The organism is Domibacillus robiginosus (assembly GCF_000966195.1).
In the GTDB taxonomy this organism is placed as follows: Bacteria; Bacillota; Bacilli; order Bacillales; family Domibacillaceae; genus Domibacillus; species Domibacillus robiginosus.
Window position 1 is genome coordinate 30,291 of the sequence record NZ_LAHL01000033.1, and the last position, 15,959, is coordinate 46,249.

Annotated in this window: 15 protein-coding genes; 2 read left to right on the forward strand and 13 right to left on the reverse strand. The window is 41.4% G+C overall.

What is annotated here, in order from left to right:
- Window positions 1–279: 279 nt before the first annotated feature.
- The 9 genes from VP97_RS15310 to yneA form a co-directional block, all read right to left on the reverse strand.
- Window positions 280–1,113 (reverse strand): 3'-5' exonuclease, encoded by an 834-nt coding sequence (locus tag VP97_RS15310; protein WP_050182781.1) that lies wholly within the window; start codon window positions 1,111–1,113, stop codon window positions 280–282.
- Window positions 1,114–1,474: 361 nt separating this feature from the next.
- The gene (locus tag VP97_RS15315; RefSeq protein WP_050182782.1) at window positions 1,475–2,311 is read right to left on the reverse strand and encodes an SH3 domain-containing protein; all 837 of its coding nucleotides are present in this window, start codon (window positions 2,309–2,311) and stop codon (window positions 1,475–1,477) included.
- An 829-nt stretch (window positions 2,312–3,140) separates the two neighbouring features.
- A complete protein-coding gene (locus VP97_RS15325) occupies window positions 3,141–4,886 on the reverse strand; it encodes a GDSL-type esterase/lipase family protein (RefSeq protein ID WP_050182784.1) in 1,746 nt (581 codons plus the stop codon).
- 331 nt (window positions 4,887–5,217) lie between these two features.
- Window positions 5,218–6,135: a tyrosine-type recombinase/integrase gene (locus tag VP97_RS15330; protein ID WP_050182785.1), complete on the reverse strand. Its 918-nt coding sequence runs from the start codon at window positions 6,133–6,135 to the stop codon at window positions 5,218–5,220.
- A 183-nt stretch (window positions 6,136–6,318) separates the two neighbouring features.
- Window positions 6,319–6,534, reverse strand: a complete 216-nt coding sequence (locus VP97_RS15335) for a YneF family protein (RefSeq protein ID WP_050182786.1) — start codon at window positions 6,532–6,534, stop codon at window positions 6,319–6,321.
- A 133-nt stretch (window positions 6,535–6,667) separates the two neighbouring features.
- The gene (tkt, locus tag VP97_RS15340; RefSeq protein ID WP_050182787.1) at window positions 6,668–8,671 is read right to left on the reverse strand and encodes a transketolase; all 2,004 of its coding nucleotides are present in this window, start codon (window positions 8,669–8,671) and stop codon (window positions 6,668–6,670) included.
- A 122-nt stretch (window positions 8,672–8,793) separates the two neighbouring features.
- Window positions 8,794–9,027: a DUF896 domain-containing protein gene (locus VP97_RS15345; protein WP_050182788.1), complete on the reverse strand. Its 234-nt coding sequence runs from the start codon at window positions 9,025–9,027 to the stop codon at window positions 8,794–8,796.
- 76 nt (window positions 9,028–9,103) lie between these two features.
- Complete coding sequence (locus tag VP97_RS15350) at window positions 9,104–9,760, reverse strand: YneB family resolvase-like protein (protein ID WP_050182833.1); 657 nt, start codon at window positions 9,758–9,760, stop codon at window positions 9,104–9,106.
- A gap of 5 nt (window positions 9,761–9,765) precedes the next feature.
- Entirely contained in the window at window positions 9,766–10,077 is a 312-nt protein-coding gene (gene yneA, locus VP97_RS15355; protein ID WP_050182789.1) for a cell division suppressor protein YneA, read from the reverse strand.
- A 153-nt stretch (window positions 10,078–10,230) separates the two neighbouring features.
- Between yneA and lexA the strand changes: the two genes are divergently transcribed.
- Window positions 10,231–10,848, forward strand: coding sequence for a transcriptional repressor LexA (lexA, locus tag VP97_RS15360; protein ID WP_050182790.1), 618 nt, complete (start codon window positions 10,231–10,233; stop codon window positions 10,846–10,848).
- A 205-nt stretch (window positions 10,849–11,053) separates the two neighbouring features.
- On the opposite strand, the gene VP97_RS15365 is transcribed toward lexA, so the two are convergent.
- The gene (locus VP97_RS15365; protein WP_050182791.1) at window positions 11,054–12,307 is read right to left on the reverse strand and encodes a GGDEF domain-containing protein; all 1,254 of its coding nucleotides are present in this window, start codon (window positions 12,305–12,307) and stop codon (window positions 11,054–11,056) included.
- 158 nt (window positions 12,308–12,465) lie between these two features.
- On the opposite strand from VP97_RS15365, the gene VP97_RS15370 reads away from it, so the two are divergent.
- A complete protein-coding gene (locus VP97_RS15370; RefSeq protein ID WP_050182792.1) occupies window positions 12,466–13,227 on the forward strand; it encodes an SDR family NAD(P)-dependent oxidoreductase in 762 nt (253 codons plus the stop codon).
- Between the two features lie 35 nt (window positions 13,228–13,262).
- On the opposite strand, the gene VP97_RS15375 is transcribed toward VP97_RS15370, so the two are convergent.
- Genes VP97_RS15375 through VP97_RS15385 form a run of 3 tightly spaced genes read right to left on the reverse strand, consistent with a single transcriptional unit; the run spans window position 13,263 to window position 15,852 of the window.
- Window positions 13,263–14,048, reverse strand: coding sequence for an ABC transporter permease (locus VP97_RS15375; RefSeq protein ID WP_050182793.1), 786 nt, complete (start codon window positions 14,046–14,048; stop codon window positions 13,263–13,265).
- 3 nt (window positions 14,049–14,051) lie between these two features.
- Window positions 14,052–14,843: an ABC transporter permease gene (locus VP97_RS15380; protein ID WP_050182794.1), complete on the reverse strand. Its 792-nt coding sequence runs from the start codon at window positions 14,841–14,843 to the stop codon at window positions 14,052–14,054.
- On the reverse strand, window positions 14,836–15,852 hold the full coding sequence (locus VP97_RS15385) for an ABC transporter ATP-binding protein (RefSeq protein ID WP_050182795.1): 1,017 nt from the start codon (window positions 15,850–15,852) through the stop codon (window positions 14,836–14,838). The genes VP97_RS15380 and VP97_RS15385 overlap by 8 nt, the downstream gene beginning before the upstream one ends.
- Window positions 15,853–15,959 lie beyond the last annotated feature (107 nt).

Sequence of the window (15,959 nt, forward strand, 5' to 3'; positions counted from 1 at the left end):
TGCTTTAAACCTTATCTATCATTTTCTGTTTATTCTTGTTGAAGCAATCGAAGAAGGTCAACATAATTGAATGCAATATTTTGGATAAAGCAACCTATTCAACTTTTTGGCAGAAATAAAAAATCGAATGATCAAGGTTGAACTGATCCCCGAATAGGTCCACTTTTTTTCAAATGTTCATTATTCAAGGGTCAGTTCAATTAATATTAATCGATTTTTTTCAAAGCGACAGTTTTCTTATTCGCACATCTCTTTTACATAGACAACCGCTTTGCGATTTCAGCCCTTGGCAAGCAGCAATGCTTTCTGAGCTGCATATTTCTCGGATGCCGCTTGTTTTTGCAGGTCAAACTCGGCTTTAAAAACAGCTGTTACAGGTTCATTCAGATCAAGAGCAGCGGCCCGCTCCAGCCAGATGAGGCTGTTAAAGAAAGTATCGAATGACACATCGTCTACGTCATGCTTCTTCATATACGCAATAATACATTTCATTAATTGCTTTTTTCCGCTGGCTTTCAGTGTGCCCTCGTGCAGAAACCGTTCTTCAGGGGTTTTGTTTGATTTGTACGTCGCATGAACATCCAGCTTTCCATGAAGATAGCGAAACACCTTTAAGGTATTCATCGAATCATCGAAGCTGTTGTGTGCCTGCCCGTCTGCTTCGATTTGGAATATCTCCATGGTTTTGGTCAGGCTGGGAGTGTTCCCTTTAAAGGTATCGTACAGGCCAAACTGAAGAATCGGTAATATGTCAATATAGCTGGACAGGTCCAGGGAAGAAAGGCTGTACCGTTCACATTCCTTTTTCAGAAACCGAAAGTCTTCTTTTCCCCACGCCACAAAACATGATTCTTCCGTGCCAAGAAACGTCTTAAACTTCTGTAACACCTGCGGAAAACGCGGCGCGGAAGACACATCCTGCTGCGTAATGCCTGTTAATTTTTTTGTAAATGATGTTAACCGTTCTACCGGCTTCACCCGGGATGAAAAAACATCGATCACGTCCAGTGTAGCGGACGACACTTTCAAAGCCGAGATTTCGATAATTTCTTCCAGGTGGTGCGGATTCCATTTTGATGCGTTCCATTCAATATCAAGTACGATGTAATTCACAGTATCCTGCCTTTCTCATTGTCTGTTTCTCATTATACAGCCATTCGAAAAAAGAAACAGAGAAAAATGCATTTTTCTGTCTTTTCGCAAGAAAGATGTTTGTTCTTACCTGTTTCTGTTTTAGATGATTTGTAATTTTTTATATTTTTGAATTTTTCACATACTACAAAAAGAAACGCGTACCCCTACCAGTCGCTCTACACCACGTTTAGTTTTTAGAAATAAAAGCACCTGTTTATATTCCTGCCTTTTGTTCCTATTGTCCTGGTTAAATATTCCTTTTCGGCGCAATGGAAATCATATTTATTAAACATATCATCACAGCACAAAAAAACCGCCCTGATGGACGGCCCCTTGAATTTTAATGACGATCTAATTGTTTGTTGTATTTCTCAATTTCTTCAATTAAATGCTTAAACTTCTCTTCATCATTTTGCGATGAAGATGATTGATAGCCTACTGGATCATAGTATAAGGTGATTGTACTATAACCAAGTTTATTGGTTACACCAAGTGTTACATCGTATCCATCTAAGCTCCATCTACTTGAAAAGTCCACATAATCGTCATTCTGCGTGTGATTATAATAATAATTTCCACCGAATTCTTTTATTCCTTGTGCTTGCAGCTTCATATAGTAGCTGCGTAATTGACTGATGGTGTGATAATTTCTCTTTGGATTGAAATCATACCAAACATTCACTAAACTCTTGTAATCAAACTTATAAACAAGATGAGAAGTCATATTATACTTGGACTTTTTGGGATCGTATGTCAGATAAGAAGTTATTAACGGATCATAATAGTCATAATACAACCCTCTCGTTTCTCTATTTTTTACTTGCTGATATGTCATTCCAAATGTAATGTCTTTCATTAACACAGGAGTCGTTTTAGTTGGAGCTGGTTTAGCGCTACTTCCTTGTCCACTTAAGCCGCTTGTTGCTACATAACCGGCTTTACCATTGTATTTAATTTTCGACCAGCCACCCGGTTCAGTATTGTAAACAAAGACACCTGCTCCCTTTTTCAGTGAACCTACTGTCTTCGCCCTGGGACTTGGCTTTTCACGGACATCCAGCTTTGTGACGTTAACAGTGAAATGTTTGTTTACCACCGCTGCTTCTGCTTGATTACCAAATGACAGAACTGATAAAACTAAAATGAAAGCTAAGAAACTTGATGCGATTTTTTTCAAACTAAAGCCCCCTTTTCTGTCTATTTACTTTCGACGCGCGCAAGGAAACACCTTCTAGTTTACCTAAATTTATACATTTATTCCTCATTGAACTCCTCATATACCTTTTTCGGTACTTTAGGTAATTCGACTTTCTTCATTCTATTTGTCTTTAGGTAATTTTCTTCAATAAACCAATTGAAAAGGGAATACTCACCTTCGTCATTGACTCAACTGACTGTAGCTGTAGACCTCCCTGTTGCTTATATCGTATATATGCTCGCAAGTCGTCTGTATGGATATTTTCAGCTTTTGAACACTACGTTTCGTTTTAAGATATAAAAGCAGTTGTTTATACTCCTGACGCTTATTTATCGTGGTTTCACTCGTGTATCCTTTAGCGACACAGTGAAAGTCGTACTTCTTTAAATCATCCTCTAAAAACACAAAAAGCCACCTCCTCCTGTTTGTTTTCAACAGAAAAAGGTGACTATCTTAGTTCACATGAAAAATCAATTTAAAAATGCAAAATGATCGTAGCACATTATAAAAAAGTCGACTAGTAAGCGGTAGAGTATGATTGAGTGTTGTGATCGTAGGTGAATATAATGCTAAGAGCATACAAAAAAAGAGGAATCTTCTTGAAAGATCCCTCTTCTTTCCCGTAGATTACTGTGATTATATTACAACCTCTTTCCTGCTTCTTGTGAATATTGATTGTTTCACCGTGTGAGACCGAAACAAACGCTGCTCCACAATATGACACTTGTTCCACTAACACTTCAATGCGTCGAGGTGAAATCCTATCCACAGTTGAATTTAATCAAAAAAACAGCATAAAGCTGCTCTATTATTCGGTAACATCGATACGTACTGCAAGTTTAACGCTCTTGCCATTCTCATTCCCAAATGTGTGAACGATGCGATACGATCCTGTTGTAACAGGCAGATTCAATGTCGAGAAATGTGCATACTCTGTTACTGTTTTATTTGCGTCAAGGCTATTCATAACGGCAGGAGGGGCGATTTCTGGATCTTGGTCAAGTGTAACCCAATCAGTTTCTACTTTCTTTTGAATTGTAAATACAGGAGCGTAGTTGTACGATACATTACTCTTATTCTCGATAGTTAGTTTGACATCTTTAATCTCATTAAGTTTATAAGATGTCTTTTCCGCCTTTATAGACACGCCATCTCGTTCTGATAATATAACGTCCCTTTCTGCTAAGATCTTTCTAACCTCTTTTGCAATGATGTCATTTGCTTTTGGAGTCATGTGGATACCTGTTAGATCATCAAGGAATCCACTCTTAATTAGCACTGGATCAGTTCCGCCTCCAGCTCTTTTAAATAAGACATTATAAGTATCAACAAGTGGAAGAGATCTTTCCTTGGCTAATTTACGGATAATATCGTTATAGCTGTTAATCCAGGCACGTAAGCCGCCCAGCTTCGTATATGAAGAAGCAACATCTCTTCCTTTGCTCAACTCCGAAGCATAGTAAGTCTTTTCTATAACTGCTGGATTAGTCATTAAAACTACTTCAATATCTCTTTCTCTAAGCTGGTTAATCATATAAGTAAGGTTCTTTCTAAAGTCCTCTTTGCTTACCTGAGGCTCACCATTAGGCTTCAGCAAAGCATCATTCATCCCAAACATGATTGTGACTGAATGGGGTTTTACATCAAGAACTTCTGCCTTAAAGCGATCCAACCCTTGCTTCGTAGTGTTTCCGCTAAATCCTGCGTTATATTCGTCCTCTTTTAATCCAGCTCCATATACAGCCGCTACTTGATCTGCCCACTGCTCATCAAGATATTCTGGGTACTGCAAGCCATAGTAAGAGCCAGATGTATTACTGTCTCCAAACGCAACAAATCCAGACTTTGCTTCCGCTCTCAATCGTTGCTCATGCTTATAGATTCTATGAATTAACATGGCGACTTGACCACGAGTAATGCTGTTGTTTGTACCAAACTTAGTGTTATTGATACCTTTGATAATTCCTGCTTTATTTAATACACGAACAGCCTCTTCATAACGAGACGATAGATCTGTGAATGGGGCTGGAATATCCTCAGCCGGATCAAAATAATCCTTGAAGGCATTATATAACATGATAGCCGCCTCCCCACGAGTGATACTATCTTCAGCTCCAAACAGCGTAGCAGTCTTGCCATTAGTAACCCCAATGTATTTAAGTGCCGATACTATGTATTCTGCACGAACCGGGAGATCTCTGAAACCAGATTTCGGAGAATCGCTTGTATAAAGTGGCATATACATCCCAAGCATTACAGCAAAATCTACACGCTTAATTGGATCGTTTACTCCAAATGTCTCACCGTAACCTTTAGCGATTCCACTATCATTAAGATACTGTACAGCATAAGCCAGTTCTGTTTTAGCAGGCACATCCTTAAACTGTGTAACTCCTCGCAAGTCATTTGTTTCTGTTGGTTGTGATGGCTGCGGCATATTTTCCTCTGAAATGACAGCAATACCATCATCCTCTGCAAATACTGGTGAAATAGACGATGCAAATACTGTTCCTGCAATAAGTGTTGTCGCTAAAACATTAAATGGCTTTTTCATTGGTCTTGATCTCCTCTTATGTAATTTCCTAGGTTTCAATTATATCAAATAAACTAAGAAGAACTTTGGTTTCTTAAAAATTTTAGAAACCAGTCGCTTTTGCATCCAAATTGATAAAACAAAAAAGAGATGCTTAATTAAGACACCTCTTTTCTACGCAGATTACCGTGATCACAAATGGTCATATTACCAGGTAGTTTCCTGATTTCTATTAACGGTCATTATTTATCTCTGAAGACAAAACATAATTCATCATGCGGCATTCCGCTATTTCATTATAATTTCTTTTTAGGTCCACCTTCCATTCAATGTGCCAGCCGGTAATTTTCTCTTATCTCTTTGTTCTTCCTATATTCATTAATGGGCTGCTCACATTTGCCTGTTCACCTAATTTATCGTCTGTTAGTGATTGAAGATATGTTTGGGTAACCGTGAGTGAAGAATGTCCTAGTAAGCGTGATAGAGAGTAAATATCACAGCCATTTAACAAGGTATTTAAGGCAAAATAATGTCGATACGTATGAGGCGAAACTCTTTTGCCTTCGATTCCTACACGCTTTCCAGCCAGCTTAACAACTTTATCGAGTGAACTGTGAGCCATTCCTTGTAATTGATAAGACAGGAAATAGGTGTCTTCTTTGAGTATCTTGTTCTTTATATAATCCTTTCTCATTCGCTCGTATTTGATTAAAATCTTTTTTAAAGCAGGACTGATAAAAGCGGTTCGGTCTTTATTCCCCTTTCCATGAATCAAAATTGATGATTCGCCTACATTTTTAAAAGGGAGCGTTCTGATCTCAATTGCCCTAAGCCCGCAGTCTGCCAGCATAGCAATAATAGCCTTATTTCTCGCTTCTTGATAAGAGGAATAATCGAACGCCTGGATCATGCTGAAAACCTCTTCTGCCGTGAATCCTTCCAGCATCTTTTTTGGTACTTTTGGTATCTCCACTTTCCGCATAGGGTTTTCACTCAGATACTCTTCACTAATGCACCAGTTAAAAAAAGCTGTAATCATCTTAGCCATCGTTTCCACACTTTGCGGTTGTAAGCCGGCTTGTTGCTTAAAACGAATGTATGCCCTCAAATCGTCTGTGTGGATGCTGTTCAGTTGTTGTATCCCTCGCTTTTTCTCCAGAAATGCCTTCAGCTGCTTGTACTCCTGACGTTTGTTTATCATTGTTTTTTTCGTATAGCCTTTGGCGATACAATGAAAGTCATACTCTCTAATCGCATCTTCTAAGAACACAAAAAACCGCCTCTTTTGGTGTATCTTTCACCAGAAAAAGGCGGTTATCTTAGTTTTTATGAAAAATCAACCGAGTTTTGCTCGTTTTTGCAAAGAAGGATTAACCTTTTCAACAAAAACATCCAAATGAACAATGGCTGAAGACAGGTTGAAAACCGTCCGAACCCTTGATAAAGAAGCGTTTTACTTCTTCTCCATCTTGTTCATTTGTGCCATCATTTGGTTGATTTTCTTTTGTGATGGTTTCATTCCCATTTGCATCATCATCATACGCAGCATTTGTTCGTTAATCGGTGGATTTTTCTTTAAGTAATCCATCATGTAACGGCGTGCGATGAAAAATCCGAGGGCTACACCGGCAGCAAGCGCCAGGACAGCCGTAAGCACATACCCAAACATAAACGTGTTCCTCCTTCAAGTTATCTATTCAAAGTGTACTAAACCAGCGCTCATTATACAACTAGAGGCTGTAAATTTTTGCAGAACCGTGACAAAAAAAGTCCGGAACCGAGGTTCCGGACGGGCTTTTTATTTATTTTTCCAAAAGAGCTTTTACACGAGCTACAACGTTTTCTACCGTAAAGCCGTATTCTTTCATTACAATGTCTCCAGGGCCTGAAGCACCAAATTGGTCGATCGCCAAAACGTCACCTTCATCACCTGTATATTTGTGCCAGCCAAATGAAGAACCAACTTCAATGCCAAGACGTTTTTTCGCTGATTTTGGAATAACGGATTCCTTGTATGCTGCGTCCTGCTGCTCGAAACGGTCAAATGACGGCATGCTGACAACATTCGCATGAATACCTTCACCTTGAAGCACTTTTTGTGCTTCTACTGCAAGTCCTACTTCAGAGCCTGTTGCCAGAAGAAGAACATCCGGTGTTTTTTCCGCTTTCACAACTGTATAAGCGCCTTTTTGGACCCCTTCATGCGCCTGCTCTTTTGAGCCCGGAAGAACCGGAAGATTTTGGCGAGTCAACACAAGAGCTGTTGGTGTTGATTTGCTTTGAAGCGCCAGTTTCCATGCCGCTGCTGTTTCATTGCCATCCGCCGGACGAATCACAGACAGGTTTGGCATGCCACGGAATGAAGAAAGCTGTTCAACCGGCTCATGCGTTGGGCCATCTTCACCAACAGCAATGCTGTCATGCGTAAAGACATATGTGACCGGAAGGCCCATCAAAGCCGCAAGACGAATAGCCGGACGCAGGTAGTCAGAGAACACAAAGAATGTTCCGCCAAATACTTGAAGACCACCATGCAGTGCCATACCGTTCATGGCAGCACCCATTGCAAATTCACGGACACCAAACCAGATGTTACGGCCCTCATAGCTGTTTGGCATAAAGTCTGTCGTATCTTTGATCATCGTTTTGTTCGAACCAGCTAAATCCGCTGAACCGCCGATAAAAGTTGGAACGGCCTTTGCAATGGCATTTAACGCTTCACCGGATGTATTACGTGTCGCGTTAGATGTGCCTTCTTCGTAAACTGGAAGAGATGCTTCCCAGCCATCCGGCAGTTCACCATTGATTGCCTTTTGAAGCTGTTCAGCAAGCTCGGGATGAGTTTCTTTGTATGAGGCAAATAAATTGTCCCACTCCGCCTGTGCTTTAGCACCGCGATTTACAGCAGCTTCTTCAAAACGGCTGTATACTTCATCCGGTACATGGAAGTCCTGGTCAAAAGTCCATTTGTAGTATTCTTTTGTCAGCTTCATTTCATCTTCGCCAAGCGGGGCGCCGTGAGAAGCAGATTTACCAGATTTATTCGGTGAACCATAGCCGATAATAGTTTTAACTTCAATAATGGTTGGCGCATTATCATTTTGTTTTGCTGATTCGAGTGCATTCAAAACAGCATCCATGTCGTTGCCGTCTTCTACACGCAGATAGTTCCAGCCATAACCTTTAAAGCGTTGTTCCACACTTTCTGTGAACGATTTGTCCAATTCACCATCAAGTGAAATATCGTTTGAATCGTAAAGAACAACAAGACGGTTTAGTTTCAAGTGTGCTGCAAGTGATGCAGCTTCTGAAGCTACCCCTTCCATTAAATCGCCGTCACCGCACAAAGCGTATGTATGGTGGCCAATCACTTCATGTCCATCTTTATTGTATACAGCGGCAAGGTGACGTTCAGCCATTGCCATCCCTACTGCCATTGCAATACCCTGACCAAGCGGACCTGTTGTTGCTTCTACGCCGTCAGTATGCTTGTATTCTGGATGGCCTGGTGTTTTACTTCCCCATTGACGGAAATTTTTAATTTCATCAAGTGAAAGGTCGTAGCCGGCAAGGTGAAGCAAGCTATATAACAGCATGGAACCGTGACCTGCTGAAAGTACGAATCGGTCCCGGTTAAACCATTGTGGATTTTTCGGATTGTGATTCATTACTTTTGTCCAAAGCGCATACGCCATTGGCGCTGCACCCATCGGCAAACCCGGATGGCCGGAATTCGCTTTTTCAATTGCATCGATTGACAGCGTACGGATCGTTGTAACCGCAAGCTGGTCTGTTTTATCAAACATTAGATTCATCCTTTCAAAAGGGATTTTACCCTTTTTATATTAAATGTCTTTGGCACAATATACAACAAAAATACAGAACAATGTGAAAAAAGAGACAGCCAAAGCTGTCTCTTTCTACATTATTAATTCATTTTTCTGCGTTTTTGAATGTCACGCACTTTTTTGGGTGTTACTTCATTGCCATTTGGGTCAAACACCCGCACATGCTCAACAGTATCCCGCATTGATGTGCGAAATACGCTCAAGTATTCCTGGCGAAGCGCTGTTTGTTCCTGCAATTCTTCGTCTGTCAACGCCGTTTTTTTAGCTTTTTGTGCCAACTCATTTATACGTGCAATCTTTTCAGATGATAACATCTTTATCCCCGCTCCTTTTTGATACTTCAGATACCGTTATCGTACAGAAATGCACGGGTGATGACAAGAAAAAAGCTTATTGATCAATTGTCCTGCCCTCTTCATGCTCGATATAACGGCGATGAACGGTTGCTCTGGAAATATTGTAGCCAAATCCACGGAGTGTTGCTGCTATTTCTTCATATGTAAGACCATTTTCACGAAGGCGCACAATTTCAGTAATGGGCACCTCTTTACGAATCCGGCCGGTTTCATTGCCTCTGTTTTTTAAATTTTTCTCCGGGCGGTATCCTTTTTCTACCGCTCTTTTCATGCCGCGTTTTATTTTTAAATTATGAATTTTGCGCTGGTATTCTTCAACCATGCTGACGATTTGCAGCACCATCGAATCGGATTCGGACAGCTGCATTTCTCCATCATCAGCAATACTGAGGACAGATATGCCTTCTTTCCATAAACAATGAATAAGTGCGATTTTAGCATTGCCCCGTCCAATTCGTGTTTCATCCTGAATAAGTACAGCGTCTATTTGTTCCTGCTTTACAAGATCAAGCAAATCGAGCACCCCTGGCCGGTTCAACTCATATCCGCTCGCCTGGTCCCGAATGACGCGAACCGGCTCAAATCCTTTTACATGCGCGAGCGCCAGAAGCTCTTCTTCCTGGCGTTCAAGCGATGATTCCTGCGCTTCTTTTTCTGTACTGACCCGGCAGTAAATAACCGCTTTTTTCATCTTTATCATTTCCCGTCTGCCAGTTGAAGTTTGCTTTCATCTTCAGAAAGGGGTACTGGAATCGTTAATTCTTCCCCTGGCACTATTTTTGTTGTAATCAGATTATTTTCATCCTGCACCCATTTTATAAACTCGATTTGGTCCATCTTATGTAAGTCCTCATAATCCTCTGCCAGACTCCAAAGTGAGTCACCTTTTGCCACTTTTATTGCCTGATAAGCGGTTTCACCAGACCCTGAAAAGCTAAAATATAATGCCGCTGATGCCATCATCACCGCTAATAATAACATGAATGAATAGTTTTTTGCTTTTTCCACTCAGAACACCCTTTCCTCGAATACTCGTTCGTGATATAATTCATTGTAAGGCGAACGATTGTTTCAGTCAAGTGATAATTCGAACTTACGTTTGTTAAAATTCAGAACACATGTTATACTGTACGTAAATATTTCCTAAGTGAGGTGCAAACATTGACTAAGTTATCAAAACGCCAGCAGGATATTTTGGATTTCATCAAAGATGAGGTGCGTCAAAAAGGATATCCGCCTTCTGTTCGTGAAATTGGAGAAGCAGTCGGGCTGGCATCAAGCTCAACAGTCCACGGTCATCTTGCCCGGCTGGAGGCAAAAAACTATATTCGCCGGGACCCGACAAAACCACGTGCTATTGAAATTTTAGATACCGACAGCTCGGTGCCAAAGCAGCACCCTGTTAACGTTCCAGTGGTTGGAAAAGTAACAGCTGGTGTTCCGATTACGGCTATTGAAAATGTAGAGGAGTACTTCCCTCTTCCTGAACGGCTGGCTCCGCCAGACGAGCATGTGTTTATGCTGGAAATCGTTGGAGAAAGCATGCGTGAAGCCGGCATTTTAAACGGCGACTACGTAGTCGTCAGACAGCAGCAAACGGCTAAAAATGGTGACATTGTTGTGGCTATGACCGAAGATGATGAAGCGACCGTTAAACGTTTTTATAAAGAAGCAGATCATATTCGCCTGCAGCCTGAAAATTCTTCGATGGAACCTATTTTGCTGCCAAACGTGACGGTTTTAGGTAAAGTCATTGGTGTATATCGCCAAGTTCATTAAGCTTGTCTATCCTATGTATCAAAAAAGCGCGGCATGAAAAAATCCCCTAAAAATTTTTTAGGGGATTTTTTGGTATATAAAAACACCCTGTTCGAAAACAGGGTGTTTCTCGAAAATTTGCGGCGTTCAAGCCATGCTCCACAACATGCTCCTTTACAGGAATGCTTGATCGTCTTACGCAAACGAGCTCATCGCAAAATTAATATTATCTGTTTCCTGACAGAATGTCAACCTTTTTTTGATGAATGGCGACTTGGTTTCGCCCGTTTGTTTTGGCTTCGTATAAAGCATCATCTGCCAGAGCCATCAATGTATCTACATTATTTTTAAAGGATCCTGTTTGAATGCCTACACTGATCGTGACCCAATTAACAGCTGTTGATGCTTCATGTTCAATCTTCAGTTCGCCAATTTTACAACAAATGGTTTCGCCCAGCTCTTTTACTGATTCTTCCGTTTGGTCAAACAAAGCTACAACAAATTCTTCGCCGCCATACCGCGCCGCAAAACCGGTATACGGAGAAACATGCTGATCGATCGTTTGAGCCACCGCTCGTATGACGCTGTCTCCTCTCATATGTCCATAAAAATCATTGTATTGCTTGAAGCAGTCGATATCGATCATCATAAATGCCACCGGGCGCTCCAGGTCTGAACAGTTTTGTTCCGCAGCCAGCATACTCCTGAATCCCCGCCGATTTCTTATACCTGTTAATTCATCTGTCAGCATGAGCATCTGCAGCTGTTCGTTTGTTTGCTCAAGCTGTGTATTAATCTCAATATTTTTTTGAATTTGTTCTTCTAAATCTTGATTTACCTTGTTTAACAGCCAATTTTGATAAAAGTCCTTATAATAATTTGCATACAGCATTCGTGATGTCAGCCAGCAAAAAAATAAAAAGACGGTCAAGTTTATATAATGTCCGACTAAAACGTCGGCAGATGATTGAAAAAAAGGCAATCCGCCGTATACGATCAAAACAGGCAGGCTGTAAAGCTTCAGCATCACCCGGTTCGTTGCATGAAACAAAATCGATACACACATAAAGTTAACGGCAAATGCCATTACATGACCGTACTCGCGCTGGTCCTGAAGTGTCACAATGCCTCCCCAGGCAAGAAAAAGAACGACCACAGTCATAAGTCCTTTTCGGTACCAGTACATCCGCCGCCGTGCATGACGATCTTCCTTTTCATAATAACGAATCATGACTAAAAGAGCGATGCTTAATATCGACAGCAATACATACATGATCAAATAAAAATCAAATGAAACAGCATTTCTACTACCAGACAGGGCAGTAGAAACCTTCATCATTATTAAAATGGCTTCGAAAAGCAGCACAATTTTGGCAAACAGCTTTGTCCGTTGGATATTTTCTTCAAATAATTTGTGCTGCAGCTTTTTTTGCTCTTCTCCAGGTAGGCCGTCAGGAAGATGTAGTAATTTCATCAGCATTCCCTTTTCTCTTCTTCATTCTTTTTTCCTATAACAATATTACTTATTGTACAAAATTCTGATTTATTTAGCAAAATGAAACAGAAGGCTGGCTTATTTTTGCAAAATCTTTTTACTTTTCTTATTCTTAATATATTGAATAAAAGGAGTTGAATGAGGTGAATAAAACCGCTTTGATCACAGGTGCATCAAGTGGCCTCGGCCTGGAGTTTGCTAAAATATTTGCGGAAGCAGAGTATAATCTTGTTCTTGTTGCCCGCAGCCGGGAAAAGCTGGAGGCCTTTTCCGATATTTATCCCCATACAGAAATGAAATTGATCGTCAAGGATCTGAGCCAGCCGGGAGCTGCAAAGGAAACAGCGGATGAAGTACACCAGTCCGGCATTCACATTGATGTACTCATTAACAATGCCGGGTTTGGCTTGTTTGGTCCTTTTGAAGAGCTGAGCCTGGAAAAGCAAACGGGTATGATGCATCTGAATATGATTACACTAACTGAACTTACCCACTGCTTTCTGCCAGGCATGCGCGAGCAAAATTCCGGCCGAATTTTAAATGTGGCAAGTACAGCCGCGTTTCAGCCCGGGCCGCTCATGGCTGTTTATTTTGCTACAAAGGCCTTTGTGCTTTCTTTTTCGGAAGCTCTTGCAGAAGAATTAAGTGATACAAATATTACGGTTACCGCCCTTTGTCCCGGCCCGACAAAAACGAATTTCGGTGCGGTCGCAAGCGTGGAGGAAACCAAGATGTTCAGCCAGCCTATGTCCGCAGCCCAGGTGGCCCAGGAAGGTATTGAAGGGCTTTTAAAAAAGAAACGCGTGGTCATTACAGGCAGCAAAAACAAAGCCGGTGCTTTTGCAGCCAAGCTTCTGCCACGCAGCACTACCGCCAAAGTGGCTAAATCTATCACACAGTTGTAAAAAAGAAACGCCAGCCATCAGGCTGGCGTTTCTTTTTAATTGCCGGCTCCCCGGTACTTTGTAACACCTACATTCCACATAAAAATAGAAAGGAGAAAAAACACAAGACCGATGACCGGCGTTAAAAATGCATACGTATACCATTCTTCCCGGCCCAGAAAATAAGCGGCCGGGTACACACCTACAAAAGCAAATGGCAAAATCCATGTTAAAACAAACCGGATTATGCTGTTATAAATATTTACAGGATAACGCCCATAATTGCCGATATTGTACATCATCGGCATAATACTGGTCGGGCTGTCCGACCAAAAGCTGATACTGGCGATTAGGACAAAGATCGAAGCATATACGAGTGTTCCGCCAAGCACCAGCAGTACCATCATAAAAGGGTCGTACCAGGCAAACGTTAAATCAAGCCGGCTCCCCGCATATATCATGACAGCTGTTCCTGTCAAAACACCAAATAATGATTCTAGCTCCATCCGTTCAAGCACAATTTGAAAAAGACTATGAATGGGACGGGTTAAAATCCGGTCCATTTCTCCTTTTACAATATATCGTTCATTAAAGTCCCAAATATTAAAGAAAGCACCGAATATGGCAAAGGGCACAAGGAAAAAGCCGTAAATAAAAATGATTTCATCACGGCTCCAGCCGCTGATCATGGTTGTGTGCCCGAAAACAAGCAAAATAAAAACAAAATTGACCGCCTGAGACATCAAGTCCGAACCAATTTCTACAATCATATCGGTCCGATAGGTAAGCCGCGTTTTCATGTATTGAGCTGCATATTGAAAAAAGAGCGCTACATATTTCATTTCTTATCCCCCCTGTACCACAAGCTGTTTTCTGGCAATGAGCCAAATAATTTGAATGGGGAGAAGTAAGATGAGCACCCATACAACTTGAAGCAGAACAGCATGGACGATTTCCGGCTTCGTAAAGCCTTCTGTAAAAATCATGCTCGGCACATAACTGATCCCCTGAAACGGCAGATAATTCATGATTTGCTGAGCCCAGCCGGGAAAAAAGCTGATCGGCAAAAGCAGGCCGGAAAACAAGTCAATGACAACACGTTTTGCCCGGATCAGGCCGGTATTGTTATAGAAGAAAAACGTTAAAATACCGGTCAGCAGGTTGATCTGCATGTTAATCAAAAAGCTGAATACGAGCGAAACAGCAAACATGAGCCAGGTTGCGGGATGGGCAGAAAACGCAATCGGGAAAATGAGCGCCACAATCACCATGCCCGGCACCGAGAAAAATGAAAGGCGAAAAATTCCCTCGCCAAGTCCCTGCATCGTTTTCATGAGCAGATAGTTATAAGGACGAATAAGCTCGACTGCTACTTTTCCTTCCTTGATTTCCTGGGCGATTTCCCGGTCAATGTTATTAAAATAAAACGCCCTTGCCATCCAGGCAATCGCGACATATGATGTCATCTGAAGGGCACTCATCCCTTCGATCGAACTCTTTTCTCCGTAAATAGCATTCCAAAGAAAATAATAAGCACCAATGTTAATACTGTAAATAAGAATGCCGCTGTAATAGTTGGTCCGATAAGCAAGCATCATTAAAAAACGAATTCGAATCATTTCAATGTATTTACCCATTTGTAACGCCTTCTTCATAAATGTTGCGGATAATGTCTTCAATTGAAATCTCATGTACCTTTAAATCAGTAATTTTATGTGCCGCAACAACACGGCCAATCACTTCAGATATTACCTGTTCCTCATTTAAGACATTGGCAATCCAAACATTTTCACGGTCGCCCTGCGTCCAGACTCCATCGAATTCAGCAAGGAGCGGCTGAAGCGCCCTTTTATCCACTTCTGTATCCGCAAACTGAAATTCAATTTGCTTGCCTTCTCCCCAGTTGGAGCGAAGGCTGTCCAGCTGCCCATCATAAATGATTTTTCCCTCATCGAGCATAACAACGCGTTCACAAAGCGCTTCAATATCACTTAAATCATGTGTAGTCAGCAGCACTGTCGTGTTATACTTTTCATTCATTTCTTTTAAAAATTCCCGAATTTTCAGCTTTACGAGTACATCAAGCCCAATGGTTGGCTCGTCCAGAAACAAAAGCGGCGGATTATGCAAAAGAGCGGCTGCCAGCTCACACCGCATCCGCTGGCCGAGTGACAGCTTACGGACCGGTTTATCTAAAAGTGGAGCGATATCAAGCGACTCGATCACATGATTCATATGCCTCTTGTACTCAGCATCCGGCACATTATACACCTTTTTCAGCAGGCGGAATGACTCCTGAACGGCAATATCCCACCATAACTGTGAACGCTGTCCGAAAACAACACCGATAGAACGAACAAACTGCTCACGCTCTTTATGAGGATCCATACCATTGACACGGACGATACCGGATGTTGGCGTTAAAATACCTGTGAGCATTTTAATGCTCGTTGATTTTCCAGCCCCGTTTTCTCCAATATAGCCCACCATTTCTCCTTGTTTCACGGTAAAGGAAATGTCGTTTACAGCGGGAACTACTTTGTATTGGCGCGTAAATAAATCACGAAACGCCCCTTTTAAGCCAGATCGACTTGAATGCGATTTAAATTCTTTTCGCAAGTCTTTTACTTCAATCATATTTTCCACGATACACGTCTCCTCTTCGTTTTCACCCTCCATAGTTTACCGGAGAGCATCAAGAGACACAAACAATTTTTCTTACGGACATGGCAAACAAAAAGCCATTTCCTAAA

Bases quoted from the DNA above. Each gene is read 5' to 3' on its own strand.
- VP97_RS15380 (WP_050182794.1), bottom strand. From the start codon at position 14,843: ATGGGTAAATACATTGAAATGATTCGAATTCGTTTTTTAATGATGCTT.
- VP97_RS15335 (WP_050182786.1), bottom strand. From the start codon at position 6,534: ATGTTTGGGTATGTGCTTACGGCTGTCCTGGCGCTTGCTGCCGGTGTA.
- VP97_RS15325 (WP_050182784.1), bottom strand. From the start codon at position 4,886: ATGAAAAAGCCATTTAATGTTTTAGCGACAACACTTATTGCAGGAACA.
- VP97_RS15350 (WP_050182833.1), bottom strand. From the start codon at position 9,760: ATGAAAAAAGCGGTTATTTACTGCCGGGTCAGTACAGAAAAAGAAGCG.
- VP97_RS15375 (WP_050182793.1), bottom strand. From the start codon at position 14,048: ATGAAATATGTAGCGCTCTTTTTTCAATATGCAGCTCAATACATGAAA.
- VP97_RS15365 (WP_050182791.1), bottom strand. From the start codon at position 12,307: ATGCTGATGAAATTACTACATCTTCCTGACGGCCTACCTGGAGAAGAG.
- VP97_RS15345 (WP_050182788.1), bottom strand. From the start codon at position 9,027: ATGTTATCATCTGAAAAGATTGCACGTATAAATGAGTTGGCACAAAAA.
- tkt (WP_050182787.1), bottom strand. From the start codon at position 8,671: ATGTTTGATAAAACAGACCAGCTTGCGGTTACAACGATCCGTACGCTG.